34 protein-coding genes are annotated in these 26,218 nt (G+C 45.4%); 19 read left to right on the top strand and 15 right to left on the bottom strand.

All coding sequences use genetic code 11. The annotated features are described in order from the left end of the window. Positions 1-6: 6 nt before the first annotated feature. Positions 7-1,527, bottom strand: coding sequence for a glycosyltransferase family 39 protein (locus Pas1_RS05990; protein WP_112294765.1), 1,521 nt, complete (start codon positions 1,525-1,527; stop codon positions 7-9). Between the two features lie 70 nt (positions 1,528-1,597). Here Pas1_RS05990 and Pas1_RS05985 point away from each other — a divergent pair, with 70 nt between their 5' ends. Together Pas1_RS05985 and apbC are read left to right on the top strand one after the other, a co-directional pair. Next, positions 1,598-2,398, top strand: a complete 801-nt coding sequence (locus tag Pas1_RS05985) for a DUF3047 domain-containing protein (RefSeq protein WP_112294764.1) — start codon at positions 1,598-1,600, stop codon at positions 2,396-2,398. 68 nt (positions 2,399-2,466) lie between these two features. Beyond that, entirely contained in the window at positions 2,467-3,555 is a 1,089-nt protein-coding gene (apbC, locus tag Pas1_RS05980; protein ID WP_112294763.1) for an iron-sulfur cluster carrier protein ApbC, read from the top strand. On the opposite strand, the gene Pas1_RS05975 is transcribed toward apbC, so the two are convergent. Further along, positions 3,552-4,262: an ATP-binding cassette domain-containing protein gene (locus tag Pas1_RS05975; protein WP_112203637.1), complete on the bottom strand. Its 711-nt coding sequence runs from the start codon at positions 4,260-4,262 to the stop codon at positions 3,552-3,554. The two genes, apbC and Pas1_RS05975, sit on opposite strands and share 4 nt — an antisense overlap. Further along, positions 4,255-4,950, bottom strand: a complete 696-nt coding sequence (locus Pas1_RS05970) for an ABC transporter permease (protein ID WP_112203639.1) — start codon at positions 4,948-4,950, stop codon at positions 4,255-4,257. Before Pas1_RS05970 ends, Pas1_RS05975 begins: the two co-directional genes overlap by 8 nt. 64 nt (positions 4,951-5,014) lie before the next feature. Here Pas1_RS05970 and Pas1_RS05965 point away from each other — a divergent pair, with 64 nt between their 5' ends. The 7 genes from Pas1_RS05965 to Pas1_RS05935 all read left to right on the top strand — a co-directional run bounded on the left by Pas1_RS05965 (position 5,015) and on the right by Pas1_RS05935 (position 10,756). Next, positions 5,015-5,218, top strand: a complete 204-nt coding sequence (locus Pas1_RS05965) for a (2Fe-2S)-binding protein (RefSeq protein ID WP_112294762.1) — start codon at positions 5,015-5,017, stop codon at positions 5,216-5,218. Further along, positions 5,215-5,961, top strand: a complete 747-nt coding sequence (locus tag Pas1_RS05960; protein WP_112294761.1) for an endonuclease/exonuclease/phosphatase family protein — start codon at positions 5,215-5,217, stop codon at positions 5,959-5,961. Before Pas1_RS05965 ends, Pas1_RS05960 begins: the two co-directional genes overlap by 4 nt. Further along, positions 5,958-7,436: a cardiolipin synthase gene (cls, locus tag Pas1_RS05955; RefSeq protein WP_112294760.1), complete on the top strand. Its 1,479-nt coding sequence runs from the start codon at positions 5,958-5,960 to the stop codon at positions 7,434-7,436. Before Pas1_RS05960 ends, cls begins: the two co-directional genes overlap by 4 nt. Beyond that, a complete protein-coding gene (locus Pas1_RS05950; RefSeq protein ID WP_318784731.1) occupies positions 7,385-7,939 on the top strand; it encodes a YqaA family protein in 555 nt (184 codons plus the stop codon). Before cls ends, Pas1_RS05950 begins: the two co-directional genes overlap by 52 nt. A gap of 58 nt (positions 7,940-7,997) precedes the next feature. Next, on the top strand, positions 7,998-8,774 hold the full coding sequence (locus tag Pas1_RS05945) for a 3-hydroxybutyrate dehydrogenase (RefSeq protein ID WP_112203649.1): 777 nt from the start codon (positions 7,998-8,000) through the stop codon (positions 8,772-8,774). A gap of 141 nt (positions 8,775-8,915) precedes the next feature. Continuing rightward, on the top strand, positions 8,916-9,509 hold the full coding sequence (locus Pas1_RS05940; RefSeq protein ID WP_112209077.1) for a urate hydroxylase PuuD: 594 nt from the start codon (positions 8,916-8,918) through the stop codon (positions 9,507-9,509). 146 nt (positions 9,510-9,655) lie between these two features. Beyond that, complete coding sequence (locus Pas1_RS05935) at positions 9,656-10,756, top strand: alkene reductase (RefSeq protein ID WP_112294759.1); 1,101 nt, start codon at positions 9,656-9,658, stop codon at positions 10,754-10,756. 40 nt (positions 10,757-10,796) lie between these two features. Here the strand turns inward: Pas1_RS05935 and Pas1_RS05930 are convergent, their stop codons facing one another. From Pas1_RS05930 to Pas1_RS05910, 5 genes are all read right to left on the bottom strand, one after another. Further along, positions 10,797-10,979, bottom strand: coding sequence for a hypothetical protein (locus tag Pas1_RS05930; protein WP_112203655.1), 183 nt, complete (start codon positions 10,977-10,979; stop codon positions 10,797-10,799). A 21-nt stretch (positions 10,980-11,000) separates the two neighbouring features. Beyond that, the gene (locus Pas1_RS05925; RefSeq protein WP_112209079.1) at positions 11,001-11,543 is read right to left on the bottom strand and encodes a cytochrome b; all 543 of its coding nucleotides are present in this window, start codon (positions 11,541-11,543) and stop codon (positions 11,001-11,003) included. 88 nt (positions 11,544-11,631) lie between these two features. Beyond that, positions 11,632-11,820, bottom strand: a complete 189-nt coding sequence (locus Pas1_RS05920; protein ID WP_112203659.1) for a hypothetical protein — start codon at positions 11,818-11,820, stop codon at positions 11,632-11,634. 33 nt (positions 11,821-11,853) lie between these two features. After that, entirely contained in the window at positions 11,854-12,651 is a 798-nt protein-coding gene (locus Pas1_RS05915; RefSeq protein WP_112294758.1) for a bestrophin-like domain, read from the bottom strand. Further along, positions 12,652-13,797, bottom strand: a complete 1,146-nt coding sequence (locus Pas1_RS05910) for an alpha-hydroxy acid oxidase (protein ID WP_112294757.1) — start codon at positions 13,795-13,797, stop codon at positions 12,652-12,654. A 100-nt stretch (positions 13,798-13,897) separates the two neighbouring features. On the opposite strand from Pas1_RS05910, the gene Pas1_RS05905 reads away from it, so the two are divergent. From Pas1_RS05905 to Pas1_RS05895, 3 genes are all read left to right on the top strand, one after another. Further along, the gene (locus Pas1_RS05905) at positions 13,898-14,809 is read left to right on the top strand and encodes a DMT family transporter (protein WP_112209082.1); all 912 of its coding nucleotides are present in this window, start codon (positions 13,898-13,900) and stop codon (positions 14,807-14,809) included. Positions 14,810-14,914: 105 nt separating this feature from the next. After that, the gene (locus Pas1_RS05900; protein ID WP_112203671.1) at positions 14,915-16,063 is read left to right on the top strand and encodes an aminotransferase class V-fold PLP-dependent enzyme; all 1,149 of its coding nucleotides are present in this window, start codon (positions 14,915-14,917) and stop codon (positions 16,061-16,063) included. Between the two features lie 159 nt (positions 16,064-16,222). Continuing rightward, a complete protein-coding gene (locus Pas1_RS05895) occupies positions 16,223-16,498 on the top strand; it encodes a protein tyrosine phosphatase (RefSeq protein WP_112209083.1) in 276 nt (91 codons plus the stop codon). Here the strand turns inward: Pas1_RS05895 and Pas1_RS05890 are convergent. Continuing rightward, a complete protein-coding gene (locus Pas1_RS05890) occupies positions 16,492-17,382 on the bottom strand; it encodes an NAD(P)H-hydrate dehydratase (protein ID WP_112294756.1) in 891 nt (296 codons plus the stop codon). The two genes, Pas1_RS05895 and Pas1_RS05890, sit on opposite strands and share 7 nt — an antisense overlap. 110 nt (positions 17,383-17,492) lie before the next feature. Here Pas1_RS05890 and Pas1_RS05885 point away from each other — a divergent pair, with 110 nt between their 5' ends. The 3 genes from Pas1_RS05885 to Pas1_RS05875 are packed head-to-tail and all read left to right on the top strand — an operon-like array spanning position 17,493 to position 20,103. After that, positions 17,493-18,350 carry an LOG family protein gene (locus Pas1_RS05885; protein ID WP_112294755.1) on the top strand — a complete coding sequence of 286 codons (858 nt, stop codon included), beginning with the start codon at positions 17,493-17,495 and terminating at the stop codon, positions 18,348-18,350. A gap of 19 nt (positions 18,351-18,369) precedes the next feature. Next, positions 18,370-18,882: an ion channel gene (locus Pas1_RS05880; RefSeq protein ID WP_112209086.1), complete on the top strand. Its 513-nt coding sequence runs from the start codon at positions 18,370-18,372 to the stop codon at positions 18,880-18,882. A gap of 3 nt (positions 18,883-18,885) precedes the next feature. Further along, a complete protein-coding gene (locus Pas1_RS05875; protein ID WP_112294754.1) occupies positions 18,886-20,103 on the top strand; it encodes a BaiN/RdsA family NAD(P)/FAD-dependent oxidoreductase in 1,218 nt (405 codons plus the stop codon). On the opposite strand, the gene Pas1_RS05870 is transcribed toward Pas1_RS05875, so the two are convergent. Further along, positions 20,072-20,830 carry a TerC family protein gene (locus Pas1_RS05870; RefSeq protein ID WP_112209088.1) on the bottom strand — a complete coding sequence of 253 codons (759 nt, stop codon included), beginning with the start codon at positions 20,828-20,830 and terminating at the stop codon, positions 20,072-20,074. The two genes, Pas1_RS05875 and Pas1_RS05870, sit on opposite strands and share 32 nt — an antisense overlap. 158 nt (positions 20,831-20,988) lie before the next feature. Between Pas1_RS05870 and Pas1_RS05865 the strand changes: the two genes are divergently transcribed. Further along, positions 20,989-21,546, top strand: coding sequence for a phasin family protein (locus Pas1_RS05865; protein WP_112294753.1), 558 nt, complete (start codon positions 20,989-20,991; stop codon positions 21,544-21,546). 44 nt (positions 21,547-21,590) lie between these two features. On the opposite strand, the gene Pas1_RS05860 is transcribed toward Pas1_RS05865, so the two are convergent. Together Pas1_RS05860 and Pas1_RS05855 are read right to left on the bottom strand one after the other, a co-directional pair. Beyond that, positions 21,591-21,815, bottom strand: a complete 225-nt coding sequence (locus Pas1_RS05860) for a TIGR02450 family Trp-rich protein (RefSeq protein ID WP_112294752.1) — start codon at positions 21,813-21,815, stop codon at positions 21,591-21,593. A 14-nt stretch (positions 21,816-21,829) separates the two neighbouring features. Continuing rightward, positions 21,830-22,099 carry a hypothetical protein gene (locus tag Pas1_RS05855; protein WP_136625605.1) on the bottom strand — a complete coding sequence of 90 codons (270 nt, stop codon included), beginning with the start codon at positions 22,097-22,099 and terminating at the stop codon, positions 21,830-21,832. A 125-nt stretch (positions 22,100-22,224) separates the two neighbouring features. Between Pas1_RS05855 and Pas1_RS05850 the strand changes: the two genes are divergently transcribed. Then, positions 22,225-23,274: a fumarylacetoacetate hydrolase family protein gene (locus Pas1_RS05850; RefSeq protein ID WP_112209092.1), complete on the top strand. Its 1,050-nt coding sequence runs from the start codon at positions 22,225-22,227 to the stop codon at positions 23,272-23,274. Between the two features lie 170 nt (positions 23,275-23,444). After that, positions 23,445-23,633: a hypothetical protein gene (locus Pas1_RS05845; RefSeq protein ID WP_112203691.1), complete on the top strand. Its 189-nt coding sequence runs from the start codon at positions 23,445-23,447 to the stop codon at positions 23,631-23,633. A 45-nt stretch (positions 23,634-23,678) separates the two neighbouring features. On the opposite strand, the gene Pas1_RS05840 is transcribed toward Pas1_RS05845, so the two are convergent. Beyond that, positions 23,679-24,125: a hotdog domain-containing protein gene (locus Pas1_RS05840; RefSeq protein WP_112294750.1), complete on the bottom strand. Its 447-nt coding sequence runs from the start codon at positions 24,123-24,125 to the stop codon at positions 23,679-23,681. Beyond that, positions 24,126-24,563, bottom strand: a complete 438-nt coding sequence (locus Pas1_RS05835; RefSeq protein WP_112295180.1) for a GNAT family N-acetyltransferase — start codon at positions 24,561-24,563, stop codon at positions 24,126-24,128. A gap of 161 nt (positions 24,564-24,724) precedes the next feature. Between Pas1_RS05835 and Pas1_RS05830 the strand changes: the two genes are divergently transcribed. Next, positions 24,725-25,303 carry a hypothetical protein gene (locus Pas1_RS05830; protein ID WP_112294749.1) on the top strand — a complete coding sequence of 193 codons (579 nt, stop codon included), beginning with the start codon at positions 24,725-24,727 and terminating at the stop codon, positions 25,301-25,303. A gap of 54 nt (positions 25,304-25,357) precedes the next feature. Here Pas1_RS05830 and Pas1_RS05825 read toward each other — a convergent pair whose 3' ends face one another. Continuing rightward, the gene (locus Pas1_RS05825) at positions 25,358-26,176 is read right to left on the bottom strand and encodes a substrate-binding domain-containing protein (protein WP_112294748.1); all 819 of its coding nucleotides are present in this window, start codon (positions 26,174-26,176) and stop codon (positions 25,358-25,360) included. Between the last annotated feature and the right edge of the window lie 42 nt (positions 26,177-26,218).

Genomic DNA, 26,218 nt, shown 5'->3' with positions numbered 1-26,218 from the left:
GAATTACTACCGTAAACCCGTTTTCTGCCAATGACTACATAGGCTAAATTCAAAACTGGATAAATTTTGGCCAAATCGCTCAATGGCAATGTGCTCTATGGGTTTGCATTCGCCAAAGGCGAACTTCTCGCCTGAAGGCCCGTCGATGGGCTTATCTAGTGTTGGTTGATTAAATGGCATACCAGTCCAATTGACCAACAAAACTGAGCTACCTAAAGGGAGCTCCCCAAACCAGAGATCAAACTGGTCTTGGCGTTGATCAAGAATAAATACAGGCAAAGGATGAGCGTACCAAGCAATGCGGCTGCCGAGAGTCCAATTCTGAACAGCAATTCCTTGAACCTGATTTGCTCGCACAAGTTCCGCTGCTTTTTGGCCGGCCAGTTTCCAGCCGTAAAGATCGGCAATTGGATTGCTCTTAATCGCTGCTGTATTGATACCACCGGATAAAACATAAACAAAACCCATTAGACAAAGCGTAATTTGCAATATCAACAGAAACTTAATCCAAAAGCGGTGACGTATAGACCAGGCCTTTGCTAAACCAATGCCAGAAAAAGGCGCCAGACAAAACCAGGCGGGACTAGTCCAATGCGGCAAACCCCCACCGCCGGAGAGCGCTGCAAAAATTACAAAAGGAATAACAAAGAAACTCAAGAGCGCAATCATGGAGCGACGGCTGGTATACAAACAATCTTTGCAGAATAAAAAAGCGCCAATAATGATGAGAGGTCCAAAGCAGAGCACCTGCAGACCTAAGAATGCAGCAACTCTTCGCCATGCCCATGAAGAACCACCGCCATGAGCGATTTGGTATCGAAAGGAAATCCAGTCATGGGTCATATTCCAATACAGGACCGGGCTAATCAGAATAAGGGCAATGAGCAAAGCCAGCCAAAATCCACCTTGGCGGATCCAAGTTTTTCTAGGGTGTAGCAGAAAGACGATGAAGAGGGCTAAGGCAGTAAAGCAGGCAGTGTATTTGCTCAGTCCGGCTAAGCCCAAAAGAATGCCAAGCACAAGCCAATCACTTGCGGCATAAGTATCTTTGCGGATCCATCGTATAGACATCAGCATGATGCCCAGACTGAGAGGGATCAGAATACTATCTGGCAGCAAGCCAACTGCGAGAACATGGGGAAGAGGCGCAGCAATGATGCAAAGTACTGACATCAAAGCACAGGTATTAGCAGAAGGAAGTGCGCTGGTGAGATAACCCGCATTACGACCTTGAATGAGGCGATGGAGTTCTTTGCTAACTAGAAATACACCGTAGCAAGACAGCACCCACAACAACTCCGGAACCAAGCGAATGATTCCTTCATTTGAAGTCAAACTGATTAAGGGCCACTGTATCCATCCGACTAGGGGCGGGTGATCAAAATAACTGAAAGCTAAGTGCTGGGCATATAGAGCGTAGTGTGCTTCATCAACCGAGAATTCAATTGCAAAGCCCAAGCCAAAGTGAACCAGCGCAGCGATCAAGATGCTAAAGATTGCCCAGGCAGAAGGGGGATATTGGCGCATGGTGTCGGACTCAGAATAAGCTTCACCGATTTTAGACTCAGTCAGCTCAATATTTGGGACAATTCATCTTATGTACTCTGTATCCACCATCTGGACCTGTTTTGATAAGCCCATCCGGTTTTTATTAATCGTCTTGATGATGCTCATTTCCGCATGCGCTAGTGTGAATGAGGACTCCTCAAGTTCAACTCCAGCCGAAGCTTTACCGACCCAAGAGAACTTACCGAAGTTCTCCAATCAAAGTAGTGGGGCAACAATGCCTACGGGGTGGACTTTTTATCGAATTGCTCCGTTTAAAAAGAATACGGTATATCACTTAGAAAAATATCAGGGTAGAACGGTTCTGAGTGCGAGTTCAAAAACAGCAGCTTCAGGTTTAGCAATTAAGCTAGTACCACGATCAGCTCAAAATTTATGGCTACGTTGGGAATGGAAAGCTACGGGGATGATTCCTGCAGCCGATAATGCCGATCAACAAAATGATGATGCTCCCCTCAGAATCATGGTCGCTTTTGATGGTAATAAATCAAAACTCTCCCTTAAGGAGAAAATGAATTTCGAATTAGCCAATTTAATTAGTGGTCAAGAAATGCCGTACGCCACCTTAATGTATATCTGGTCAGGTAAAACACCAGTAGATACCACCCTTGATAATCCCCGTACAACCCGAGTCAAAATGATTGTGGTGGACTCTGGTCAAGAGCATATCGGCGAGTGGCGCTTGCATGAGCGTGACTTATCAGCTGATTACCAAAAGGCTTATGGTGAGGCAGCTGGTAAGGTTATTGGCATTGCCTTGCTTACGGATACCGACAATACTCAATCGGAAACTCGTGCCTACTATGGTGATATTGAGTTAATACGTAAATAGTCCGCAAGCATTAAGATACTCTAGATAAATCAGCTTGCCCACATGAGCAAGACCCTTAGGAGAGCATTTTGGCAGTCACAGTTGAAAACGTTGAGACAGTACTACGAAGCATTATTAATCCCGATAGCAAAATCGATTTGATGTCCTCTGGCTCAATTAAAAATCTGAGCGTAAGCGATAACAATATTCAATTGGAAGTGGTACTGGGTTATCCTGCTAAAAGCCAATTTCAGGCCATTCAGGATTTAGTGATTGCTGCCCTAAAAAAGATAGCTGATGTCAAAAATATTCAGGTCACTGTCAGCAGCAATATCGTCGCCCATACCGTTCAACGGGGTGTGAAATTATTGCCTGGCGTTAAAAATATTATTGCAGTCGCCAGCGGTAAAGGTGGCGTTGGAAAATCGACAACTGCAGCCAATTTGGCGCTAGCTCTTTCTGCTGAGGGTGCTCGCGTTGGTATTTTGGATGCCGATATTTATGGCCCCAGTTTGCCGATGATGCTGGGGATCAATGGGCGTCCGCAGACTGTGGAAGAGAACACCATTGAGCCGATGGAGGGCCATGGCTTGCAGGCTAGTTCGATCGGTTTTCTGGTTGATCAAGATAGTCCGATGGTGTGGCGCGGTCCGATGGTGACTTCTGCTCTAGAACAGTTACTACGCCAAACCCAGTGGCGTGACTTAGATTATTTAATTGTGGATATGCCACCAGGTACAGGGGATATTCAGTTAACGCTCAGCCAAAAAGTGCCCGTAACGGGAGCAGTCATTGTGACTACACCCCAAGATATTGCTTTATTGGATGCGCGCAAAGGGCTCAAAATGTTTGAGAAGGTTGGCGTTCCGATTATTGGTATTGTAGAAAATATGAGCACCTATATCTGCCCAAGCTGCGGTCATGAGGAGCATGTATTTGGTTCAGGCGGCGGACAAAAAATGTGCAGTGACTATAGCGTTGATTTCTTAGGGTCTTTACCCTTAAACCTATCGATTCGGGAACAATCGGATGCTGGCTGTCCAACAGTTGTTGCTGAACCCAATGGCGCAATTAGTCAAGTCTATAAGCAAATCGCTCGGCAAGTTGCCATTCGGATTGCGGGTCTTGCGAAGGATATGAGTAGTAAGTTTCCGAATATTGTGATTCAGAACACCTAGGCTTGAATAAGCTCTTGAGACAAGAAGCGTTGAGCTGCTAGCGTTTTTGGATTCGAGAAAAACTCACTAGTTTTTGCTATCTCTTGAATTTGACCTTCAGCAATAAAGATCACTTGCTCTGCAAGTCTTTTGACCTGAGCTAATTGGTGCGAAGAAAATAGTAGCTCAATACCATCCTGCTTATATTGCCGCATCATTGCCTCCACTTGCTCAGTAGTGTTCGGATCTAAATTAGCGGTAGGCTCATCTAGTAATACGAGATCGGGCGACTGTAAAAGCGCTCTAGCTAAACACAGTTTTTGTCTTTCACCCGCTGAGAGTTTCTGAGCTGGCCAATCCGCTAGGTGGGCTAAACCCGCATGTTTTAGAGCCTGCTCGATTTCTTGATTAGATATTGAGCGGTCACTATCTTGAGCCAGCGCTAGATTGGTTCTAGCAGAGGCTTTAATCATTGCGGTGTGATGTAAAACCAAAGCTTTACGAAGAGCGGGATTAGAAAAATAGATGGTTCCAGTATCAGGCTCAATCAGACCATGTAAAAGCTTAAGTAGGGTGGTCTTGCCTGCGCCATTAGGGCCGATCAATGCCGTCATCTGATCAAAATGAATCTTTGCATGTGGAATATTCAGAATGACTTTTCCCCCATCCTTAACCAAAATCTGATTCAGTTCAATCCATTGTTGAGTGTGTGCAGATGAATTAAGCATAGCGACGCTCTGCAATCTGGCGAACCATAAATGTGAGGAGGTTGGCTAATAAAACTACGCCCATCAGAATGATGCCGAGTGCTAAGGCTAGAGGTAAATCCCCCTTACTAGTCTCTAGTGCGATGGCGGTTGTCATGGTGCGCGTGGAGTGATCAATGTTGCCACCCACAATCATGACCGCGCCCACTTCGGATATCGCTCTCGCTAAGCCAGCTAATAGTGCAATCGTGAGTGAGAAGCGACAGTCCCAGCTGAGCCATTTCAGGGTCGATGAGTAAGGTAGCTTAAGCGCTAAAAAAGAGTCGCGATGAATGCGCCAAGCATCCTCTAATATTTGACGACTTAAGGCTGCGATTAGAGGCGTTGTTAACAAAATCTGCGCCACGATCATGCCGGGTACGGTAAATAGCCAGCCCAACGTACCGAGGGGGCCAGAGCGCGATAGCAACAAATAAACCAAGACGCCCACAATGACAGTTGGAACTCCCATCAGGGTATTTAATAAGACCACGACGAATTTTTTCCCCCTGAATTCTTCCACTGCAAGGATCGCTCCTAAGGGCAGGCCAATCAGGGCGCCTATTAAAAGGGCGGTCAGACTAACCTGAAGAGATACCCATACGATACCCAGTAGGGCTTGATCCTGGTGGGCGAGAAGGGCAAAAGCGCCTTGAAATGCATTAAACATGACTCGATTCTATCAAGGGGGTGGCAAAATGGCTTTAATGCGATTGATTTCACACTTCCGGTAAATGGCTCAAATCATTTGTCTTTGTAATGAGATCTTGGATTTGGATCTCCGAGACTACCTCGACAGCCACAATATCAATTCAATTGATGAGTTGCGTGAGGCTGCTTCCATTTGTAATAAATGCATGCAATGCCAAGAGTTAGTTGAGGCAGAAATCTATTCTGCTCGAATCCGGCGTCAAAGTGCAGAGGCTTCCAAAGCATGACCTCATCTCAGCGATTTACCGTACTTAGTATCAATATGCATAAAGGTGTATCTCCATTGCATCGTCATGTGACAGTGCATCTATTGCGGCAAAAAATTCGGATCCAACATCCCGACCTATTATTTCTCCAAGAATTACAGCAAGAGCATCGCACACGTGTGAGTCGATATCGTCATTGGCCTGAAAAAGAACTCACCCATTTTTTGTCAGAAGACTTTTGGCACGATTGGCATTACGGCAAAAATGCAGAGTACGCCAATGGCCATCACGGCAATGCCATTCTCTCGAAACATCCTTTGCAAAAGGGTAAGAATTACGATATCTCTGCTTATCGCTTTGAGAAGCGTGGCTTATTACATAGCGTAATTAGACTGCCAGGTAATGAACAAGCAATCCACTGCTTTTGTGTTCATCTCGCACTTTTTCAGAAGGGTAGGGAGCGACAGTTGGCGGAGATCATTCATTATATTGGACAGTTAGCCCATCATGAACCTACGATTGTGGCCGGTGACTTTAATGATTGGCGCAGGCGAGTGAGTGGCCCAATGCTGGAGGCAGGTTTTAAGGAGGTATTTGAAGTTTTAACAGGATCACCAGCAAAAACTTTTCCGAGCATTAAACCCATGCTAGCAATGGATCGAATCTATGTGCGTGGCCTGAAGATTCATTCTGCGCAAATCCTGCACGACTGGTTACGCCTATCAGATCACCTGGGTATTGCAGCTGAATTGGAGTGTCTATGAATCATCTCTGGGATTACTTGCTCCAATCGATGCTTGGGATCACCTCGCTTTGGGTTACCCTGCTTCATCTATTGGTAGTGGGTGTTTTTGCAATTCAATTGCTGTTGGTGCGAAGACCGGTTGCCGTTGCTTTTGCTTGGCTTTTTATTGTGGCTACTTTACCGCTCATTGGAATCCTCTTATTTTTCATGATCGGTGAGCGCCCAGTAGGCCGAAAGTTGCGCAGAAAAATCACGCGTATGGAAGAGCACTATGCACAGATTACCCAAGCAATGCGTGAGCGTTATGAGGGTGATAGGCAGTTTATGCCTCAAGAGGCTAAAGCCTTAAGTCTTCTCATCGAGGCTAATAACGGGACCCCAGCTGTCGCCGGTAATCGTGTGACATTGCACACGAACTCCCTAGAGATTTTGCAAGCAATGATTGAAGATATTCAGAACGCTAAAAAATCCTTACATCTGGAGTTTTATATCTGGGCCGTGGGTGGTCAAGCAGATCGTGTTTGCGAAGCCCTCATTGGAGCCGCAGAACGCGGGGTAGCTTGTCGTGTCTTACTGGATTCATTAGGGAGTAAAGATTGGTTCAAGTCAGATTGGCCAGCAAAGTTTAGGGCTGCAGGTATTGAATTAACAGAGGCCCTACCGATTCAATTGGGGCGCTTTCAGTTTCGTCGTGCTGATTTGCGTCTACATCGTAAGATCTTCGTTATTGATGGTGCTGTAGTGTGGACGGGTAGTATGAATTTAGTTGACCCGCGCACATTCAAACAAAGTGCTGGAGTGGGTGAGTGGGTCGATGCCATGGTGCGAGTGGAGGGTCCAATTGCCTCCCAGTTCGAGTTGACCTTCTTATTTGACTGGAGTGTTGATAACACGGCAATCACCGAATTTTCGGATCCTGAGCCACTGGGATCCCCAGATGAGGGGCATGTATTGGCACAGTGCTGTGCCTCAGGGCCAGTTTACCGCGATGACATTCTGTATCAAATGCTGCTCTCCACCATCATGGATGCCCGCGAAGAGTTGACCATTACCACGCCTTATTTTGGGCCTGATGAAGGCTTGATTCAGGCGCTTATCGCTGCAGCAAGGCGAGGCGTCACCGTGACTTTAATTGTTCCAAAGCAAAATGATTCAACGCTAGTTGCATTAAGTAGTCGCAGCTTTTATGGCGACTTAATGGATGGTGGTGTCAACATTGCTGAGTTTCATGGGGGTTTGCTACATACCAAGTCGATGTTGGTGGATCGACGTATCGCCGTCTTTGGGTCAGTTAATTTAGACCAACGCAGCTTGCGCCTCAATTTTGAAATCAGCCTCATTGTTTATAACGAGACCTTCTGTGCAAATCTCCAGAAACTCATCGAGAGCTATTTACAGCAATCGAATTTAGTCAATCCTGTCAGCTGGGCCAAGCGATCACGTTGGCATCTCATTCTAGAAAACGTAGTGCAACTGATGTCACCCTTACTCTAATGGAAGACCTTCTTCATTCTTTTTTCCACTGGTTCGGCATGCCCTCGGTTGGGCTGCCCATGGTTTTTATCACTGCCTTTGTTTCTGCAACATTGCTGCCCATCGGTTCTGAGCCTGTATTGTTTGGCTACATTGCTGTCAAGCCACATTTATATTGGCTAGCGATTGCGGTGGCGACGATAGGGAATTCACTCGGAGGCTTATTGGATTGGTGGCTTGGGTTAATTAGTCGGAATGGTGTTGAATCTCTTAAAGGCCCAATTAATGGTCGAGTACAAAGCTGGCTTGAGGCTCGTGGGCCCAAAATGCTCTTGTTGTCTTGGCTGCCCGGTGTTGGTGACCCTCTTTGTTTGGCGGCTGGCTGGTTACGCCTACCCTGGTTGCCGTGTTTGCTCTATATGGCGATCGGTAAATTTTTGCGTTATGTAACGATTACATGGTTGCTATCCCTAATCCCACACTCTTTTTGGGAGCAGCTAGGACATTTCATTTACAGAATCTAAATGCAATTCCTGTATCCTCGAATTTCTTCTTAGTACATTATTTATTGCGAGTATCCATATGTCCCAATTAAAAGGTAAGACGGCTTTAGTCACAGGTTCAACGAGCGGCATTGGCTTAGCCATGGCCATCGGCCTAGCAAAGCAGGGTGTCAATATCATGGTCAATGGCTTTGGTGAAAAAGATAATGCCATTGCCCAAATTAAAGCCTGTGGTGTTGAGGTTGACTATCACGGAGCTGATATGAGTAAGCCTGCTGAGATTGCAGACTTGATTAGTCAGACTGAAAAACGTTTTGGTTCGCTAGATATCTTAGTCAACAATGCCGGCATTCAACATACTGCGACTGTTCAAGACTTTCCTGCGGCTCAATGGGATGCCATTATTGCGATTAATCTGAGCTCTGCATTCCATACGACGCACTATGCTCTGCCTGGTATGAAAAAACGCAATTGGGGCAGAATTATTAACATCGCCTCAGTGCATGGTTTGGTTGGCTCAGCCCAAAAGTCGGCTTATGTTGCGGCTAAGCATGGCATAGTGGGTTTGACAAAAGTAGTCGCACTTGAAAATGCCCAAACTGGAATTACTTGCAATGCGATTTGCCCAGGCTGGGTTTTGACACCCTTGGTTCAAAAACAAGTCGATGCTAGAGCGGAGCGCGAAAAGATTACGAATGAGCAAGCCAAGCATGATTTGGTTGCTGAGAAACAGCCTTCAGGTAATTTTGTTACTCCCGAGCAGTTGGCAGCACTAGCAGTATTTTTATGTGGCCAAGATGCTTCAGAAGTGCGCGGTGCAGCTTGGAATATGGATGGCGGTTGGACTGCCCAGTAAGCAGGGTGCCTATAGATGGCATAAGTACTTGTTTTACATCATAAAAAATGCATTGCAAAACGCTTACGCCCATCCCGAATTCCAGCCCTAAAGAATAGTTTATAGTTAGCACGCATTCAGATTATTAAAGGAGATCCTGACATGGCTTCAATTTTGACCTCTCTCGGACGCACTGTATTTGCAGGCTTTGTGCTCCTGCTTTTGATTCTCTTGGCATTGGGCGCAAACTTTAGTGCACCTGAGTTGCCATTCGTCTTCCGTTGGTTACACGTGATGTGCTCAATTATGTGGATTGGTTTGCTCTGGTACTTCAACTTTGTGCAAATTCCTTCCATGCCAAAGATTCCTGATGAGCAAAAACCAGCGATTGGTAAAGTCATTGCTCCTGCTGCTTTGTTCTGGTTCCGTTGGGCAGCACTCTTCACGGTATTAACCGGCATTATTCTTGCAGCTTTGAATGGCTACATTCATCAAGCGTTTACTTTGCAGGCTCCATTCCGTGCGATTGGTTTGGGCATGTGGATTGCATTAGTGATGGCCTTTAACGTTTGGTTCATTATTTGGCCAAACCAAAAGCGTGCTCTGGGTATCGTTGCTGTTGAGGCAGATGTCAAAGCCAAATCGGCTCGTGTTGCTATGCTGACATCTCGTATCAATACTTTGCTTTCGATCCCAATGTTGTTCTTGATGGTTGCACAGTCATGGAGCAGGGTTTGGTTAGTAGTAATTTCCTAATCAATAAATGATTTTAGAAGAGGCCCGCATTGCGGGCCTTTCTATTTATATCGACACAATTAATCTCCCAGCCAAATCACCTCAGCAAAATTTACCAAAGTTTGCTAAATTCACAGCGTCAGTTCAACCCCATTAGAAAGCACACCATGTCCGGAAAAGAAATCATGTTCACCCCAACAAAGCTTGGTGCGATTGGTATTAAAAATCGTTTAGTCATGGCGCCCCTCACCAGAATGCGTGCTGTAGCTGGGGATGTACCCAATCCTTTGGCGAAGACGTACTACAGCCAAAGAGCCAGTGCTGGCCTGATTATTACTGAGGCTACTCAAATTTCTGCTCTAGGTATGGGCTATCCCGCGACCCCCGGAATTTATTCTGCAGAACAAACTGCTGCATGGAAAGAGATTGTGGATGCGGTCCATGCTAAAGGAGGTGCCATTGTGGCGCAACTATGGCACGTGGGACGCATTTCTCACTCCTCCTTACATCCTCAAGAAGGGCTGCCAGAAGCACCTTCAGCCATTGCTCCTGCAGGTCAAACCTATGGCGCTGATTGGAAGCTGCACGACTACGAGACCCCAAAAGCGATGGCTGAGTCCGATATTGCTCGTCTGTTACAAGAGTTCAAGCAAGCCGCTCAGAATGCAAAGACTGCTGGCTTTGATGGGGTAGAGATACATTCGGCTAACGGCTATTTGTTGGATCAGTTCTTGCAAGATAAAACCAATCATCGTTCCGACCAATATGGCGGCTCAATTGAAAATCGGATTCGTTTGCTTGGCCAGGTCATTGAGGCGGTCTCTACTGTTTACTCGAGTGATCGAATTGGTGTGCGTCTCTCACCTTATGGCAGCTTTAACGATATTGCAGATAGCGATCCAGTAGCCTTATTCACAGCAGTAATTCATAAGCTCAATACCTATGGACTAGCTTATCTGCATATGATCGAGCCTCGCTCTACCTCTGCTGGCGGCAATGACCAGCACGATGAGGCTGCTCCAGTGACTTCTGAGTTATTCAGGGCCTTGTTTAAAGGCAAGTTCATAACTGCTGGTGGATATGACCAGGCCTTAGGTGAAAAAGTATTAGAAGAAGGCTTGGCTGATGCGGTCGCATATGGCCGAATTTATATTGCCAATCCCGATTTAGTGGAACGCTTCCAACAGAATGCACCACTCAATCCTTATAACCGCAAGACTTTCTACGGCGGTGGTGAGGCAGGATATACCGATTACCCTAGCTTGTAATGAGTTGCACATCAAACGATAAGGCCCAGATCTCTGGGTCTTATTTTTTAGTTTGATCGGTATTGTCTTTGATTAGGCCGTACTGATTGGCTACTAAAATCAGTGCAAGGGAGGCACAGCCGAGCGCAAAAAATTGCCACTGATGCAAGATGGCAGTACCAATGACGGTCATCAAAATCGTCCAGCCCGCTACGAGCTTGGCTTTGGTATTTAAGGGCTTCATATTGATCCTGAATTGAGATTACTAAGATGGTGAATTACGACGATACAACATGCGCTGCAGTGTATCGTTTTTTAGGATGTAGTGCTGCCAAATGGCACTGAAAGCGTGCAACCCTATCAAATAGTAGAGCGCATTACCCAGCCATTCATGGGCAGACTTGAAAGTCTTTTTCATCTCAAGATTACTCGGAACAAGATTGGGTAGATCCCATCCAAGCCAATTGACTGACTTATCTCCAGCTTGCAAAAAGATCACCCCCAGGATTGGTAGCAGTAATAGCAAGCAGTAGAGCAGGGTATGCATGGCTTTGCGAAGAAAATTCATCAGAGTATTGGTGTCGATCGACGGGGGATTACCAAAATACCATTTAGCAAAGAGCCTGAGTACAACGCTCATAAATATTAGCTGTCCTAAATAGCCATGAATAGTCTTACATAACTCACGCGGTGGGCTACCTTTGATGAATTGCCCTTTTAATTCAATGGAGGCGAGGGCTAGGACTACTAAAAGAAAAATAAACCAGTGAAAGAAAATCAGGACTGGATGATAGCGTTGAATAGTCATGTGAACACATTAAAGAATTTTGAGTGTTCATGATAGTGAAAGCAATTGCCAATGATTTTGATATGGTCAATTACTAAATCAGTAAATATTAAATGGGTATTCTCATTCTGGCGCTTAAATTGCTGATTAGGCCGAGCTTATCGAGTTGCGATAAACGTAAGGCTTCAATCTCAAAGTCGAGTTGTGCAGGATGAAACTCAGCATTACCTAAATGAATGACGTAGGTCCAGACTAAGTCTCGACCTCGGTTCTTAAATACATCAACAACTCGTTTCATCTTTACCGCCTATTGGATACTGAGTTACAGCAATTAATGGCTAATGCTTGGGGAAACACTTGCTTTCTGAGGGTAAAGGGAGGCTTGGAGTGCCAATAGGTTACGAGGCTTAATCCGAATAATGCCTCGTGTTGGACTATCAATATCGGCAATCAAAAAAAACGAGACTGAGACAATCAAAGGGAAGATGATGAACAGACCACGATTTTTCTGGTAATTGCGAGCCCCATAACCGACTAATGCGTTAGCAAATACTGCAATGGCAATCATCAAGGTCCAGGCTGCAATAGGAATGCGATTCCACCATGCCGCTTGTGTATAACCTTCGGCGTTCAAGACATCATTCATACCTGAGGCAATCAGGGCGGGGGTAGCTCCATTCTGACTTTTGACATACGGCAAGATACTACTCCAGAGTGCCACTTGCGTATTTTCGGTCTGAGTACGGAGAGATTGCTTCTCATCATCCAATCGCAGACTATAAAAAGTAATGCGTTGATTCAAATACTCGACTAGCAATGCCTTCGTTTTGACTGCAGAACTGGCGGGTAATAAATCTGCTCGTAAATACTCAGTGCTAATGGCGTTGGCTTCCGACTCTTCCAATGTTTGTCTCAGGTCGTAACGGGTAATTGCCATAGAGAAGGTAAAGCCAATAATCAAACCTAAAAGGGTCAAGGTTGCTGTTTGAATGACTCCTAAATCAAATTCAGATTCAGTATCTGCATTGCGATATCGACTAAAAAAGTGTGAGCCCATCCAAGCTGAAAGACTCAACAAGATCAAACTGCAGACAAAGATGATGGCTGGCCAGTCATATATGTAAGACATTTAAAAAGTCCCTGGATACAAAATATCTTTCGTCACGTTTTGAATATCCCGATGACCTGTAAATGCCATCGTAATATCCATCTCGTTACGAATAATTTCCAAACATTTAGTGACGCCTGCTTCACCCATCGCACCTAGGCCATATAAGAAAGGACGGCCGATCATCGTGCCGCGTGCACCAAGAGCCCATGCTTTAAGTACATCTTGTCCAGAGCGTATACCGCCATCCATCCACACTTCAATATCTTTACCAACTGCATCCACAATGCCGGGCAAAGCTTTGATACTGGAGATAGCGCCATCAAGTTGACGGCCACCATGATTAGAGACAATGAGTGCATCGGCACCAGAGTCAGCAGCTAGGCGAGCATCTTGTTCATCCAAAATGCCTTTGATGATGAGCTTGCCACCCCATAATTTTTTAATCCATTGCACATCATCCCAGTTGAGACCCGGATCAAATTGCTCTGCAGTCCAAGAAGAAAGGGAAGACATATTGCCTACCCCGGTAGCATGTCCAACGATATTGCGGAAAGTCCGACGCGGAGTCATCGCCATACCCAAGCACCAGCGAGGTTTAGTGGCCATATCGATCATATTGGCGATCGTGAGCTTGGGAGGGGCTGATAAGCCATTCTTTAAATCTTTATGACGCTGCCCCAGAATCTGTAGATCTAAGGTGAGCACTAAGGCAGAGCATTTAGCTGCTTTCGCTCTTTCAATTAATCGTTCAATAAAGCCCCGGTCTTTCATGACGTAGAGCTGAAACCAAAAAGGCTTGGTTGTTCTTTCAGCAACATCTTCAATGGAGCAGATGCTCATGGTAGATAAGCAGAAGGGCACACCAAACTTTTCAGCAGCCTTAGCAGCCAATATTTCTCCATCGGCATGTTGCATGCCAGTTAATCCCGTTGGTGCTAGCGCTACTGGCATTGTAACTTTCTCGCCCACCATGGTAGTTTCCAGAGTGCGGTTAGTCATATTGACAGCAACCCTTTGGCGTAACTTAATTTTCTGGAAATCAGACTCATTTGCACGATAAGTAGACTCAGTCCAAGAGCCAGAATCGGCATAGTCGTAAAACATCTTGGGAGTGCGTTTTTGATGAAGTACCCGCAGGTCTTCGATATTGGTAATGATTGCCACTAGGTATCCTTGTACTAAATTTGGCTCTATCTTAGCAATACCCCAGCTTTCTTTCTACAATCGAGCCTTTATATCGTCTTTACCCCTTCTAGACCCTGTGATGTCACATATTCCTTTATCTACCATCTTCTATTTAGTGACTGCTACTGTACTTTGGGCGGGAAATGCTATCGCTGGCCGCTTATTGGTTGGCAGTGTTTCCCCCATTACCTTAAGTGCGGTCCGCTGGGCGATTGCAGCAATCATATTGCTACCCTTGGGTTGGAAAGTCTTTAAACCTAGCAGTGCCTTGTGGTCGAATAAAAAACGTTTTGTTCTACTCGGTTTATTTGGAGTGGGTAGCTATAACGTCTTACTCTATCTAGCCCTGCAAACTTCAACCCCTATCAACGTGACATTGATAGGTGCAAGTATGCCAATTTGGATGCTCATTATCGGAGCGCTCTTGTATCAAACTCGACCTAATCCATTGCAACTATTTGGTGCTTTGGTTTCGCTCTTGGGAGTTGCGCTGGTTCTCTCTCGTGGGGAGATGGATGTCTTACTCAACCTCCAAGTAGTGGTTGGTGATTTGTTAATCATGCTCGCAACGATTCTATGGGCGCTCTATAGCTGGATGCTGAGTCGCCCCGGGAAAAGTACAGAGCGCCAGTGGCCCTGGGCTGAGTTTTTGATGGCACAAGTTTTTGCAGGCTTACTATGGACGGGTTTATTCGATGGCTTTGAGGTGATGGCAGGGCACGCCTATATTGAGTTCACACCGCTGACTGTGCTACTGATTCTTTTTGTTGCAATCGGCCCATCTTTAATTGCGTATCGTTGTTGGGGTCTTGGCGTGAATGGAGCAGGGCCCACAGTAGCCGCTTTCTTTGCAAATCTGATTCCTTTATTTACTGCAGTGTTCTCTGCCGCCATGCTAGGTGAGCCACCCCATTTCTATCATGGTTTTGCCTTTATCTTAATTGCCTTGGGGATAGCTGTGTCATCAGCACGGCGCAAGGATCGATCCTAGTGGCCTCTAAATGGGCTAAATTGCATACGATTGATCTTGTGCAATGCAAAAATGGTCAAAATCGGTATCATTTAGGGCTAAACACAGAATTGCTAGGAAACGAATATGCCAGGCCTATTGCCCAATGTTGATCCCGATGGTCTTTTAGAGTTTTCGGTGGTCTATACCGACCGTTCTTTGAACCACATGTCAAACGAGTTCAAGAAGGTGATTGTTGATATCTCGAGCATCTTGAAAGATGCTTACAACGCCAGCTCAGCAGTAATCGTTCCTGGCAGCGGTACTTATGGCATGGAAGCGGTGGCTCGCCAATTTGCCAATAATCAAAAATGCGTGGTTTTGCGTAATGGCTACTTTAGCTATCGCTGGACTCAAATTTTTGATTTAGCTAACATTACCAATGACATCACTGTCATTAAAGGTAAACAGCTAGACAATTCCACCCAAGGTGTATTCGCTCCAGCGCCTATCGAAGAGGTTGTGGCGCATATTAAGACGCATAAGCCAGCCGTAGTATTTGCTCCCCATGTAGAAACCTCTGCTGGAATCATTCTGCCAGATGATTATTTAAAAGCCGTTGGTGAAGCGGTGAGATCTGTTGGCGGTTTATTTGTGCTTGATTGCATTGCTTCTGGTGCAATGTGGGTTGATATGAAAGCCTGTAATGTCGATCTCTTGATTACCGCACCTCAAAAAGGGTGGAGCAGTTCGCCTTGTTGTGCGATGGTTGCGATGAGTGATCGTGCCCGTGAAAAAATTGAGAGCACTCAAAGCAGTAGTTTCTCAATGGACCTCAAGAAATGGTTGCAAATCGTAGAGACCTATGAAAAAGGCGCTCACGTTTATCACACCACCATGCCAACCGATGCCCTAAAGATTCTGCGCAATGTCATGAAAGAAACTCAAGACCTAGGCTTTGATTTACTGAAAGCCAAACAGCTTGAATTGGGAACTAAGGTTCGAGCTTTGATGGAGTCAAAAGGTTACCCTTCAGTTGCAGCAAAAGGTTTCCAAGCACCTGGTGTAGTAGTTAGCTACACCAAAGATCCAGAGATTCAATCGGGCAAGAAATTTATTGCCCTGGGATTGCAAACTGCTGCCGGTGTTCCTTTGCAATGTGACGAGCGCCCAGATTTCCGTACCTTCCGTATCGGCTTGTTTGGTCTCGAGAAGTTAGAGCATGTTGATCGCACGGTGCAACATCTCGAAAAGGCTTTAGAGAAGATTGTTGAAGCTGAAGCGGTTCCTGCTTAAGGGCTAGCTGTAAAGATAAAAAGGTCATCTTAGGATGGCCTTTTTTATTTGTTCTGCCGCTATTGCAAGAGCCAAACCCTATCCAAAACCCGCAAATTGGCATATTTGTTGATTTATTAGGTATGATTGATTCATCGCTTACTTGTTTGGAGATTTCTCATGACTCGCACTTTCCGCCTAGCCTTAGCTACTTTAGTTGCTGCTTCAATCGGTTTAACCCCAATGATGGTTTTGGCTGCAGATCCAGCACCAGCTCCTGCACCTGCAGCAGCTCCAGCTACAGCACCAGCGGCAATGCCTGCAGCAACAACGCCAGCGCAAGACAAGGCTGCTGCTAAAGCAGAAAAGAAAGCCAAGAAAGCGAAGAAGAAGGCAGACAAAAAAGCCAAGAAGGCTAAGAAAAAAGCTAAAGCAGCAGAAGCCGCTGCTCAGTAATTTTGATTTAGCACCGATCTCATTTCTAAAATGAGTTCGGTGGGTGTCAGGCCAATCGGCCCAACACCTTGATTGACTAAAGCATCCGCTGCGCTAGCGTGTAACTCAACCGCTAGGCAGCTCGCTTCCCACAAGTCTAATTCATGTCGAATGCCCTGCGCAGCCAGCGCAGCAATGCTTCCTGTCAAAACATCACCCATACCGCCAGTAGCCATACCCGCATTGCCCTGTAAGCATTGCAAAGGCGTATTTGCAGGTGAAGCAATCAGCGTGTGCTGACCTTTCAGAATCACTATCGACCGAGTCAGTTCTACCAAGGCCCTGATAGATGCGATCCGATCATCTTGTACTTGCGTGCCAGTGGAGTTCAAGAGTCTGGCCGCTTCTCCGGGGTGAGGCGTTAAAACCGTTAAGAGCGGAAAAGCTTGATTACGATTCCGTAAGCGTTGCAATAAGGTCTCATTTTGACTAATCAGATTGAGCGCATCTGCATCAATGATGAGTGGAATAGCAGGGTAGGCTAATACCGCTGTGAGCCAATCCATGGCAGCTAAGGAGTTTCCGAGACCTGGACCAATCGCAATACAGTCTGGTTTTAACTCTGCAAGCTCAATAGCAGCATCTGGCTTAGCGAAGCGGACCATGAGTTCTGCTTGCTCTGGAACAAGATGCGCAGAAGCGGCATCCAGCATTTCTAGTACGGTCCATCCTGCACCTAGATGCAGACAGGCTTTTCCGGCCAAGACAATTGCCCCAGCCATTCCGGGAGCACCACCAATAAGTACAACTTTTCCTGCATCTGCTTTACTTTCTGCAGGATCGCGCTTGAGTCGCTTGATGTAAGCAAAGCAATTGAGATTGTTGGGGGAAGTAGCGTCAGGCATTGAAAGATTTTGATGGATATAAATGATGCCAAAGGGTATGTAGAGATGTTACTACCAAGCCGTCAAATAAAGGCATTAAGATGGAAGCACTAGATATTTAAAGGCTATCAATGAGCCCCAAGCTCCCCGTTAATAATTCCCAGACAATTACTGAGTTCTTCAATCTTCATAAAGAGGATCTTCATGAAGCAACAACGGATGAGTCTTATAAGTTTGCTTTCGCTGATGAGGCCTTTTTGGCTCGCAAAGAAACGATGGGTATTCGGTTCGAGTTAGAACTTCTGAAGCCCGATATCCTATTACGAGAGCACGGTATTGAGCACACCATTACTGTCTTTGGCTCAACGCGCTTTATTAGTCATGATCAAGCAGAAAAACGAGCAGCACAAGCCAAGACGTCTGAAGAGCAATTTGAGGCTAAACGTGCTGTTGACAATAGCCACTTTTATGAAGAGGCTCGAAAGTTTGGCGCTCTAGTGGCTCAATACAATACAAGCCAATCAAATAGCAATAACAAGCTGCATATTTGCACTGGAGGTGGCCCCGGAATTATGGAGGCGGCTAGTCGGGGCGCCTTTGAAAATGGCGATCAGACCATTGGTTTTAATATCAGCCTGCCTCGAGAACAAAAACCGAATCCCTATCTCACTGAAGGTTTGAGTTTTCGCTTTCATTACTTTGCACTTCGTAAGATGCATTTCATGTTGCGTGCGAGGGCCATTGTGGCCTTTCCTGGAGGATTTGGTTCTTTTGATGAGCTCTTTGAAGTGTTGACCTTAATGCAAACCCATAAGGTGGCCCAACTGCCGATCATCCTCGTTGGTAAGACTTTCTGGGAGAATTCGATAAACTTCAATTTAATGACGGAGTACGGAGTAATCGAACGAACCGATATGAAGCTCATTCATTTCACCGAAACCGCAGAAGAAACCTGGCAGATCATTCAGCAATGGTATCAACTGGCTTGAACCTTTACATATTGAGACGATGCAAATACCAGCCAACTCCCTCGTAGTGCAGCTCGATATTCCTGCCTATACCTATGGCATCGCCATATTGATGCTTGTCATGGTTCTTCATGGGGTTTGCCTCCTCCAGATTGCTAAGCGTTATGAGGTCAAAGCCTATCTCTATTTGGCAGAGAAAAAATATACCGCAGTTACTACAGTTTTTTACCTATCTATCTTCCTCCTCCTCATTACCCATCTCTTTGAGATTTTGATTTGGGGTCTATTCATTTACAGCTTTGGGCTGATAGCGCATTGGTCGCAGAGCGTTCTATTTAGCGGTAGCGCGTATACGGCGATTGGTTTTATGGATGACACCTTGCCTGAAGGCTGGCGCATGCTTGCTGTGATCATTGCATTTTCCGGTTTATTTTCTTTTGCTTGGACAGCCTCAGTCATGATTTCAATGACGAAAAGTTTTCGGAAGGCATATACGCGGATTCATATGCATAAACTCAATCTGCCCCAAGAGATTATTGATCGGTTTGAATAGTCTATGAGTACTCAATGGGATGCCATCATTATTGGTGGTGGTGCAGCGGGCCTATTTTGTGCTGGGGTAGCTGGACAGCTCAACAAGAGGATCCTAGTCCTAGATCACGCTGAAGTCTTAGGTGAAAAAATTCGGATTAGCGGAGGTGGTCGCTGTAATTTCACAAACCAGCATAGCAGCCCAGCCAATTTCTTATCGCTTAATCCCCACTTTGTGAAGAGCGCTCTCGCACGTTATCCTGCTAAAGACTTTATTAAGCTAGTGCAGTCTTACGGCATCACCTATCATGAGAAACATCAGGGCCAATTGTTTTGCGATCACTCTGCGCAAGATATCATTCAAATGCTTTTTGCTGAATGCACTAAAGGCAAAGTAGAAATACGCAATCCCGTATCTGTATTGAGTATTACTCAAGAGTCAGGTGGTTGGGTGGTCAATACCAGCACTGGCTTGGAAAAATCCAAGGCAGTCGTGATGGCAACAGGGGGCTTACCTGTGCCTGCTATTGGCGCAACTGCTTATGCGCTCGATATTGCGAAACAGTTCAATCTGAATGTGGTTGAACCCCGCCCAGGTTTAGTACCACTGTCATTTACGGCAGACTCTTTTCATCATCTGAATGAATTAGCAGGCCTGAGTTTGCCGGTCCGAATTAGCTCAGGGTCTAAAGGCGATCGCTATGGTGCTTGCCGCTTTCAGGAAGATTTGTTACTCACCCATAAAGGCCTATCTGGACCAGCCGTTCTGCAAGCCAGTAACTATTGGACTGAAGGTGAAGGCATTCACATTGATTGGCTGGGCTCGGTCGAAGTAGCGGGTGGCTTCAACTGTGATGCATTATTTAATGATGAAGAGAACCGCTTAAAAACTGCTGAGACGATTTTGGCTTCTGTTCTGCCGCAGCGTTTGGCAAAAGTCTTTGCGGAACAGAAAAATTTACTTGGACGCAAGTGGGCAGAGGTTTCTAAAAAGGATCGTAACGCTTTAAAAGAGCTGATCACCAATTGGTCAGTAAAGCCTGCAGGAACTCTAGGTTGGAAAAAAGCCGAAGTGATGTTGGGAGGGGTGGATACCAAAGAATTGGATGGTCAAACCATGATGGCGAAATCACATCCAGGCTTGTACTTCATCGGTGAATGCGTTGATGTTACTGGCCACTTAGGTGGCCATAATTTTCAGTGGGCTTGGGCTAGCGGCTTTGCTTGCGCGCAAGCTGTTTAGCGCGAGCACGAATATTGAGTAACTCGACCGCCAGAGAAAAAGCCATCGCAACGTAGATGTATCCCTTAGGGATATGCAATCCCATGCCCTCAGCGATTAAGACTACGCCCACAACGGTCAGAAAAGAAAGTGCTAAGACTTTGATAGAGGCATGACGGCTAACAAAGTCTCCGATCGGTTTAGCAGCAAGTAGCATAATCAGAACTGAAACAATCACGGCAGCAATCATGATGGCGATCTCATCGACCATACCGACTGCGGTAATCACACTATCTAAAGAAAAAATCATATCGAGTAAGGCAATCTGTCCTACTGAAGTGATGAATAATTTCTGGATAGATTCTTTGGGGCTGATTTGCTCAGCTTCTGATGGCGTATTTGAATCATGATGGAGTTCTACTTCAGAGTAGATCTCTTTTGAGGCTTTCCAGATCAAGAAGAAGCCGCCGAGTAATAAGATCAGATCCCGACCTGAGACCACATGACTAGAAAAGCCAAAGAGGGGTTCTGTTAAGCCCATCACCCACGACAAACTCAGCAACAGTAGGATGCGGGTGACCAGTGCAAAAAGGAGGCCAATTCTTCTGACCTGCTCACGAATGCTAGCGGGTAAGCGACCGGCAATAACACTGATAAAAATAATGTTATCGATGCCGAGAATGATTTCGAGGGCGGATAAAGTGAGGAAGGCGGCCCAGGCACTGGGATTTACAAGTAGATCAAGCATTTAAGGGTGTGAGGAGGGTTGCGGTCTGAGAAATTGATGGTTTAAGCCCTATTTTACCGATAGTAAATGGGGTGATTGCCCACGCCTCCATTTGGGTTTAGGATAGTCGATGAAGGATCACTACTTTTCAGGTAAGTTGTAAATAAAAGGAAACTATCATGAACCCAAAAGATTTTCAGGACTGGCAAAGAGAAAAAGCCAAAGAGCTTTTTGCTTTTTCACATAAATTACTCGAAACGGCTAAAGAAATTGGCGATCATCATCTTGCTGAAGTTGAATACAGTATGAAAAATGCCATGGCTACTGCAAAGTCAGCAGCCAAGAACGATCTCAGTAAATTAAAAGATTTACAAGAAGAGGCAACAAAAGAAGCTGCTAAGCGTGCGGCAACTTATCAGAAAAAAGTTAAATCCCTGCTCAAAGATTTAGGTGAGAACGCAGCCGACGAGACAGAAAAGCATTTAGAGAAGGTGCGCCATTCATTAGTCAGCTGGCTTGAAGATGCAGAAAGCAAAATGCCATCCCATGCTGATAAGTTATCTAAGGTTGTCCATGAAATGTCGACTACTGGTCAGCAGATGTTTCAGGAAGGCCGTCGGATTGTGAATCAGGTTGCAGACTCAGCCGAGAAGAATCTCGACGAGCTAGTCAAAAAAGCCTCTTCTGGTAAGAAATCCAAAGCTGCTTCAAAAGAATCTACTGATAGCCCAGAGTAAGTAGCAATATGCTTCAATAAAAGCCACCTCTAACGGTGGCTTTTTTATTTCCAACCCTGAAGCCAACAATCACTATCAGTCAGCTCTCGCCAAGGAATGACCCGAATCTTTTTACTGAAGACCGCCTCAAGCTCTACCGACTCTGCTATCAATTCCTGTTCGGGATCTGAGTAGATTACTTTAGATACTAAAAAATGTTTCTCTTTATTCTGTGGATGTACTGCAGTCCATTTACTTAAATATAGCTTCTTGGGGCTGAGGGGATTCATCTACAGGGACCTCATTAAAGTGCTGTGCATTGATATGCTTTATCGGCAATGTTGAGCTTGCCCTCACTAGGAATGAATCGCACTTGCGCATCTTGGGTGAGGGCGGGACATTGATTGTCGAAATAAGTGACTTCTCCGAGGGCGCCACAATGTATATAAGTAGTATTGGGCACAATCATTTGCGCCTGCTTGATAATCATCGAGAGCTTCTGTCCATCGACATCCTGGCACTTCCAGGTCGTGTAGTCGATCCTGCCGCAGGCAGAGAGTATGGCGATACTCAAAAGGGGGATGAGAGACTTCAACGGGGTTCGCACACCCTAAGCATAGCGAAATTCTGACGATTTTGTGTTTCGTATTAAGATTTACCTAAAGATATATCAATAGATAAAACCTTAAAGGAGACAGTATGGATACGAATCGTCGCGATATTCTCAAGATGGGTGGTAGTGCCGCACTGAGTGGCTTAATGCTATCTGGCACTGCAGAGGCAGCTAGTGGCAGTTTTCCAGTAGTCGTTGAGCCCTTGACCGGAAAAGCGGGTTACCGAGTTGCAAACTACTTACCTCGCATGGGTGCAACATCCCGCCTGGGGTTAGTTACTAATGATGGCATGGTGATTGATATCCCTGCGGAAGCCACCCGTCAAAAACTCACGCTGTCCTTTGATCCTACTTCTTTGATCTCTTTAGCAGGCTCTGGTAATCAAGGGCTATTAGATTTAGCCAAGCTCTTTAAGGGCAGGGGTCAAGCCACTCAAAACGTGAACCAAATTATCTTGCTTTCACCAATCCCTAAACCCCAAAGTAATATTTACTGCGTAGGCTGGAATTATCTTGATCACTTCGAAGAAGGCCTAAAAAATCGCGAAGATAAAAGTATTAAAGAGTACCCAAAGGTGCCTGTCATTTTCACTAAGGGTACTCAGACCATGAATGGCCCTTTTGACAAGATTCCTTACGATGGCGGTCTTTCCACCATGATTGATTGGGAAGCAGAGCTAGCCTTGGTCATTGGTAAAAAGGGTAAGAATATTTCCGAAGAGAACGCCATGGAATACGTTTTTGGCTACTCTGCATACAACGACACGACTGCACGAGATGTTCAACAGAAGCGACAATCTGGGCAGTGGTTTAAAGGGAAGAGTTTCGATGGTCATGGACCAATGGGTCCTTGGGTAGTTACTGCTGGTGGCGTAGACCTTAAAGACGTGCGGGTGATTTGTCGGGTCAATGGGGTTGAAAAACAAAACGCCAGTTATTCGCAAATGTATTTCAAAATCCCGGCGATCATTGCAGAGTTATCGCGCGGCCTCACTTTGCTACCAGGTGACATTATTGCCACTGGTACACCTTCAGGAGTGGGCTACAGCAGAAATCCCCCTGAGTTTTTAAAGCCCGGTGATGTCATGGAGTCTGAGGTGACAGGTATCGGAATTATCCGAAATACGATTGCGTAATAGCCTCACTAGTATAAAAAATGGTTATTTTTCAATAAGTTATGAGGATTTAGGGGTATGACTCTGTAAGAGTTTTCCCCTATTTAGACTGTCAATAACTCTACTTTTTATAGAGATATACTTGCTTTCGTAGTGGGTAGGGAACCAATTTTTAAATATTAGGAGACAAGATGTCACAACACGATACATTGCTAGCCGCTTTTGAGAATTACATCGCTGAAAACGAAAAATTCATTGGTAAGGGCGTTAAGGCATCCGCTGCTCGTGCTCGTAAAGCATTGCAAGAAATTGCTGGTGCATGCAAAGAGCGTCGTAAAGAAATTACTGCTCATAAAGAAGCAATGGAAGCGAAGAAATAATCTTCTTGGGCTAACTCTGATTGATTAAAAACCTAGCTCATGAGGCTAGGTTTTTTGCTTTTGGGAATCTACTGAATCCACTAAGGGAAATAGCCACTCTGGTAGACCCTTTGGCTTGAGTGTTTTGGTATCGACTGCCACCAAATGAATCAGCGCACTGGCCAGTAAAGTAGGCTCTTCAGATGGGTTGGCTTCATTGATCTTCTTGGCAGTTTGTTTAATCGCGATTTGAGTGCGACCGCGATGCTCAATCATTTGATCAATCACTAAGAGGTCATCCAATCGTCCGGGACGATGAAAGTTCATGGTGAGCTCGCGCACGGGGAAAAGAATCCCGAATTCCTCTACTAACCTCAAGGGGCCGATGCCTAGACCATGAAGCCAAGCAGCTCTGCTACGCTCAAAGATTTCTAGATAACGGGCATGGTAGACAAAGCCCGCAGTATCGGTATCGGAATAGCAAACACGAAAGGTGTAGGGAGTTGTAGTCATTTATGGCGCAGTAGGGTTCAATATCAACATCATAGAGCGATGTGGAATTCCTGCTTCATCATAAACAGGCCCATGGGCTTGAAATCCCAATTTCTCATAAAAAGGAATGGCAACCATTTGGGCGTTGAGAACAAAACGCGCAATGCCTTGTGACTTCCCAAAACCAATTAAAGCCCCCAGCAGCTGTCCACCAAAACCCTGTCTTCGGTAGGGGCTCAATACTGCCATCCGACCAATCTTTCCGGCGCCGTCACTTTGTACAACCAGTCGTGCAGTGCCAATGCATTGTGAGTTTTGATATAGCAGGGCGTGTTGGGCTTGCGCATCATAGAGGTCAAGCTCCATTTCTTCGGGGACAGCTTGTTCTTCAATGAAGACTGTTTTCCGAATGCGGTAGGCGTCTACCTCTGCTTCAGCCCAACTCTTAATCAGTATCACCAGATTTTCTCCAAAATCCCTGCTTAGCCTAGTACTACTACCAATATAGAACATCAATTAAGACTTTTTTGTCTTAAATTGCATAAAGATCATAGTTACAATGAAAAACGCTTTATTGGCGTTCTTGCCTTTTTAAACCCCGTATCTATTTAGGAGTTATCTTGAAGAAATCTGTCTATGCTTTACTAGCCTCTCTTGGCCTTGCTGTATCTGCTTCTGCATTTGCTCAATTGCCAGCCAAAATGATGCCATTGGCAGCTGACGTTGTTATTTTGACTGCAACTGTTGACTCTGTGGATCTCAAAAATCGTATCGTAACTTTAAAAGATGCTAACGGTAATCTGGCTCAGATGAACGTTGCTAAATCTGTAAATGATTTAGACAAAGTAAAGAAGGGCGATATTTTCATGGTTGAGCATGCGCAAGCGATTGCGGTTGGTTTGACTGCTGCAGGTCAAGGTCAGAAGCCAGGTGCATCCGGCGTACATTCTGTAGTAGTTTCTGGCAAAGGATCTGCAAAGCCATTTGAAGAAACCCAAGATACGGTTTATGCGACTGTGAAGATTTCTGCAATTGATTACAACAATCGTGTTGTGACTTTCACACTCCCATCTGGTGAGAAGCAAAAAGTGAAAGTAGCTCCAAGTGTTTTAGGTCTTGAGAAATTCAAAGCAGGCGATGACGTCATTGTTGAGTTCGTAGATGACACCGCAATTGGTTTCGTAAGACCTAAGAAGTAATTTAGCGCACTAAGTAAAAAAGCCCATCAATTGATGGGCTTTTTCTTTATATGCTTACCTGCCGCTTACTTTGGCATTCGGAAAGAAAAGCTGTTGCCCATCAATCTTGTAGGAAGCAATCGTAGACTGTCCGTCTTTAGAGATTAGCCAAGCAATAAAAGTTTGACCTAATACTTTCTTCACCTGAGGAAACTTCTCGGGGTTGACTAGCATTACTCCATATTGATTAAAAAGTTTTCGGTCCCCCTCGACCACAATGATGAGATCACCGCGATTTTTAAAGCTGAGCCATGTGCCCCTATCAGCAAGAATGTAGGCATTCATAGCTGAGGCAGTATTGAGGGCAGGGCCCATGCCTGATCCGGTGTCTTTGTACCAAGCTTCACCAGTAGGATTGATGCCAGCACTCTTCCAATAGCGAAGCTCTGCTGCGTTTGTTCCGCTCTTATCCCCTCTAGAAAAAAACGGTGACTGAGATGCGGCAATTTTCTGAAAGGCGTCATTAATGTCTTTGCCGCCTGCAATCTTGGCTGGATCACTTTTAGGCCCAATCAGAATGAAATCGTTGTACATCACCTCATATCGCTTAGTAGCAAAACCCTCAGCTACAAATTGTTCTTCTGCCGATTTGTCATGAACAAAGACCACATCGGCATCACCTCGGCGACCAATATCTAAGGCCTGGCCCGTACCTACTGCAACGACTTTGACATCAATGCCACTCTTACTTTTAAAGATCGGTAATAGATAACTAAATAGACCCGACTGCTCTGTAGAAGTTGTGGAGGAGACCACGATACTTTTCTCTTGAGTGAAGCCACAACTGGCAAAACTTATTAGAACAACGAGAAAAAATGTTTTGATGATGTTCATGTGCGGGAAAACCCTTATATTTAATGACAAGGATGTAACTAC

It is taken from the genome of Polynucleobacter paneuropaeus, assembly GCF_003261235.1.
Classification (GTDB): domain Bacteria; phylum Pseudomonadota; class Gammaproteobacteria; order Burkholderiales; family Burkholderiaceae; genus Polynucleobacter; species Polynucleobacter paneuropaeus.
Note: the sequence above shows the minus strand (reverse complement) of the source record. Positions and strands in the feature narration are given on the sequence as shown.

Excerpts from the sequence above, each read along its gene's own strand:
- Pas1_RS05990 (WP_112294765.1), bottom strand. The coding sequence starts at position 1,527 with ATGCGCCAATATCCCCCTTCTGCCTGGGCAATCTTTAGCATCTTGATC.
- Pas1_RS05985 (WP_112294764.1), top strand. The coding sequence starts at position 1,598 with ATGTACTCTGTATCCACCATCTGGACCTGTTTTGATAAGCCCATCCGG.
- Pas1_RS05975 (WP_112203637.1), bottom strand. The coding sequence starts at position 4,262 with ATGCTTAATTCATCTGCACACACTCAACAATGGATTGAACTGAATCAG.
- Pas1_RS05970 (WP_112203639.1), bottom strand. The coding sequence starts at position 4,950 with ATGTTTAATGCATTTCAAGGCGCTTTTGCCCTTCTCGCCCACCAGGAT.
- Pas1_RS05965 (WP_112294762.1), top strand. The coding sequence starts at position 5,015 with ATGGCTCAAATCATTTGTCTTTGTAATGAGATCTTGGATTTGGATCTC.
- Pas1_RS05960 (WP_112294761.1), top strand. The coding sequence starts at position 5,215 with ATGACCTCATCTCAGCGATTTACCGTACTTAGTATCAATATGCATAAA.
- cls (WP_112294760.1), top strand. The coding sequence starts at position 5,958 with ATGAATCATCTCTGGGATTACTTGCTCCAATCGATGCTTGGGATCACC.
- Pas1_RS05945 (WP_112203649.1), top strand. The coding sequence starts at position 7,998 with ATGTCCCAATTAAAAGGTAAGACGGCTTTAGTCACAGGTTCAACGAGC.
- Pas1_RS05940 (WP_112209077.1), top strand. The coding sequence starts at position 8,916 with ATGGCTTCAATTTTGACCTCTCTCGGACGCACTGTATTTGCAGGCTTT.
- Pas1_RS05935 (WP_112294759.1), top strand. The coding sequence starts at position 9,656 with ATGTCCGGAAAAGAAATCATGTTCACCCCAACAAAGCTTGGTGCGATT.
- Pas1_RS05930 (WP_112203655.1), bottom strand. The coding sequence starts at position 10,979 with ATGAAGCCCTTAAATACCAAAGCCAAGCTCGTAGCGGGCTGGACGATT.
- Pas1_RS05925 (WP_112209079.1), bottom strand. The coding sequence starts at position 11,543 with ATGACTATTCAACGCTATCATCCAGTCCTGATTTTCTTTCACTGGTTT.
- Pas1_RS05920 (WP_112203659.1), bottom strand. The coding sequence starts at position 11,820 with ATGAAACGAGTTGTTGATGTATTTAAGAACCGAGGTCGAGACTTAGTC.
- Pas1_RS05915 (WP_112294758.1), bottom strand. The coding sequence starts at position 12,651 with ATGTCTTACATATATGACTGGCCAGCCATCATCTTTGTCTGCAGTTTG.
- Pas1_RS05905 (WP_112209082.1), top strand. The coding sequence starts at position 13,898 with ATGTCACATATTCCTTTATCTACCATCTTCTATTTAGTGACTGCTACT.
- Pas1_RS05900 (WP_112203671.1), top strand. The coding sequence starts at position 14,915 with ATGCCAGGCCTATTGCCCAATGTTGATCCCGATGGTCTTTTAGAGTTT.
- Pas1_RS05895 (WP_112209083.1), top strand. The coding sequence starts at position 16,223 with ATGACTCGCACTTTCCGCCTAGCCTTAGCTACTTTAGTTGCTGCTTCA.
- Pas1_RS05890 (WP_112294756.1), bottom strand. The coding sequence starts at position 17,382 with ATGCCTGACGCTACTTCCCCCAACAATCTCAATTGCTTTGCTTACATC.
- Pas1_RS05885 (WP_112294755.1), top strand. The coding sequence starts at position 17,493 with ATGAGCCCCAAGCTCCCCGTTAATAATTCCCAGACAATTACTGAGTTC.
- Pas1_RS05880 (WP_112209086.1), top strand. The coding sequence starts at position 18,370 with ATGCAAATACCAGCCAACTCCCTCGTAGTGCAGCTCGATATTCCTGCC.
- Pas1_RS05875 (WP_112294754.1), top strand. The coding sequence starts at position 18,886 with ATGAGTACTCAATGGGATGCCATCATTATTGGTGGTGGTGCAGCGGGC.
- Pas1_RS05870 (WP_112209088.1), bottom strand. The coding sequence starts at position 20,830 with ATGCTTGATCTACTTGTAAATCCCAGTGCCTGGGCCGCCTTCCTCACT.
- Pas1_RS05865 (WP_112294753.1), top strand. The coding sequence starts at position 20,989 with ATGAACCCAAAAGATTTTCAGGACTGGCAAAGAGAAAAAGCCAAAGAG.
- Pas1_RS05860 (WP_112294752.1), bottom strand. The coding sequence starts at position 21,815 with ATGAATCCCCTCAGCCCCAAGAAGCTATATTTAAGTAAATGGACTGCA.
- Pas1_RS05850 (WP_112209092.1), top strand. The coding sequence starts at position 22,225 with ATGGATACGAATCGTCGCGATATTCTCAAGATGGGTGGTAGTGCCGCA.
- Pas1_RS05845 (WP_112203691.1), top strand. The coding sequence starts at position 23,445 with ATGTCACAACACGATACATTGCTAGCCGCTTTTGAGAATTACATCGCT.
- Pas1_RS05840 (WP_112294750.1), bottom strand. The coding sequence starts at position 24,125 with ATGACTACAACTCCCTACACCTTTCGTGTTTGCTATTCCGATACCGAT.
- Pas1_RS05825 (WP_112294748.1), bottom strand. The coding sequence starts at position 26,176 with ATGAACATCATCAAAACATTTTTTCTCGTTGTTCTAATAAGTTTTGCC.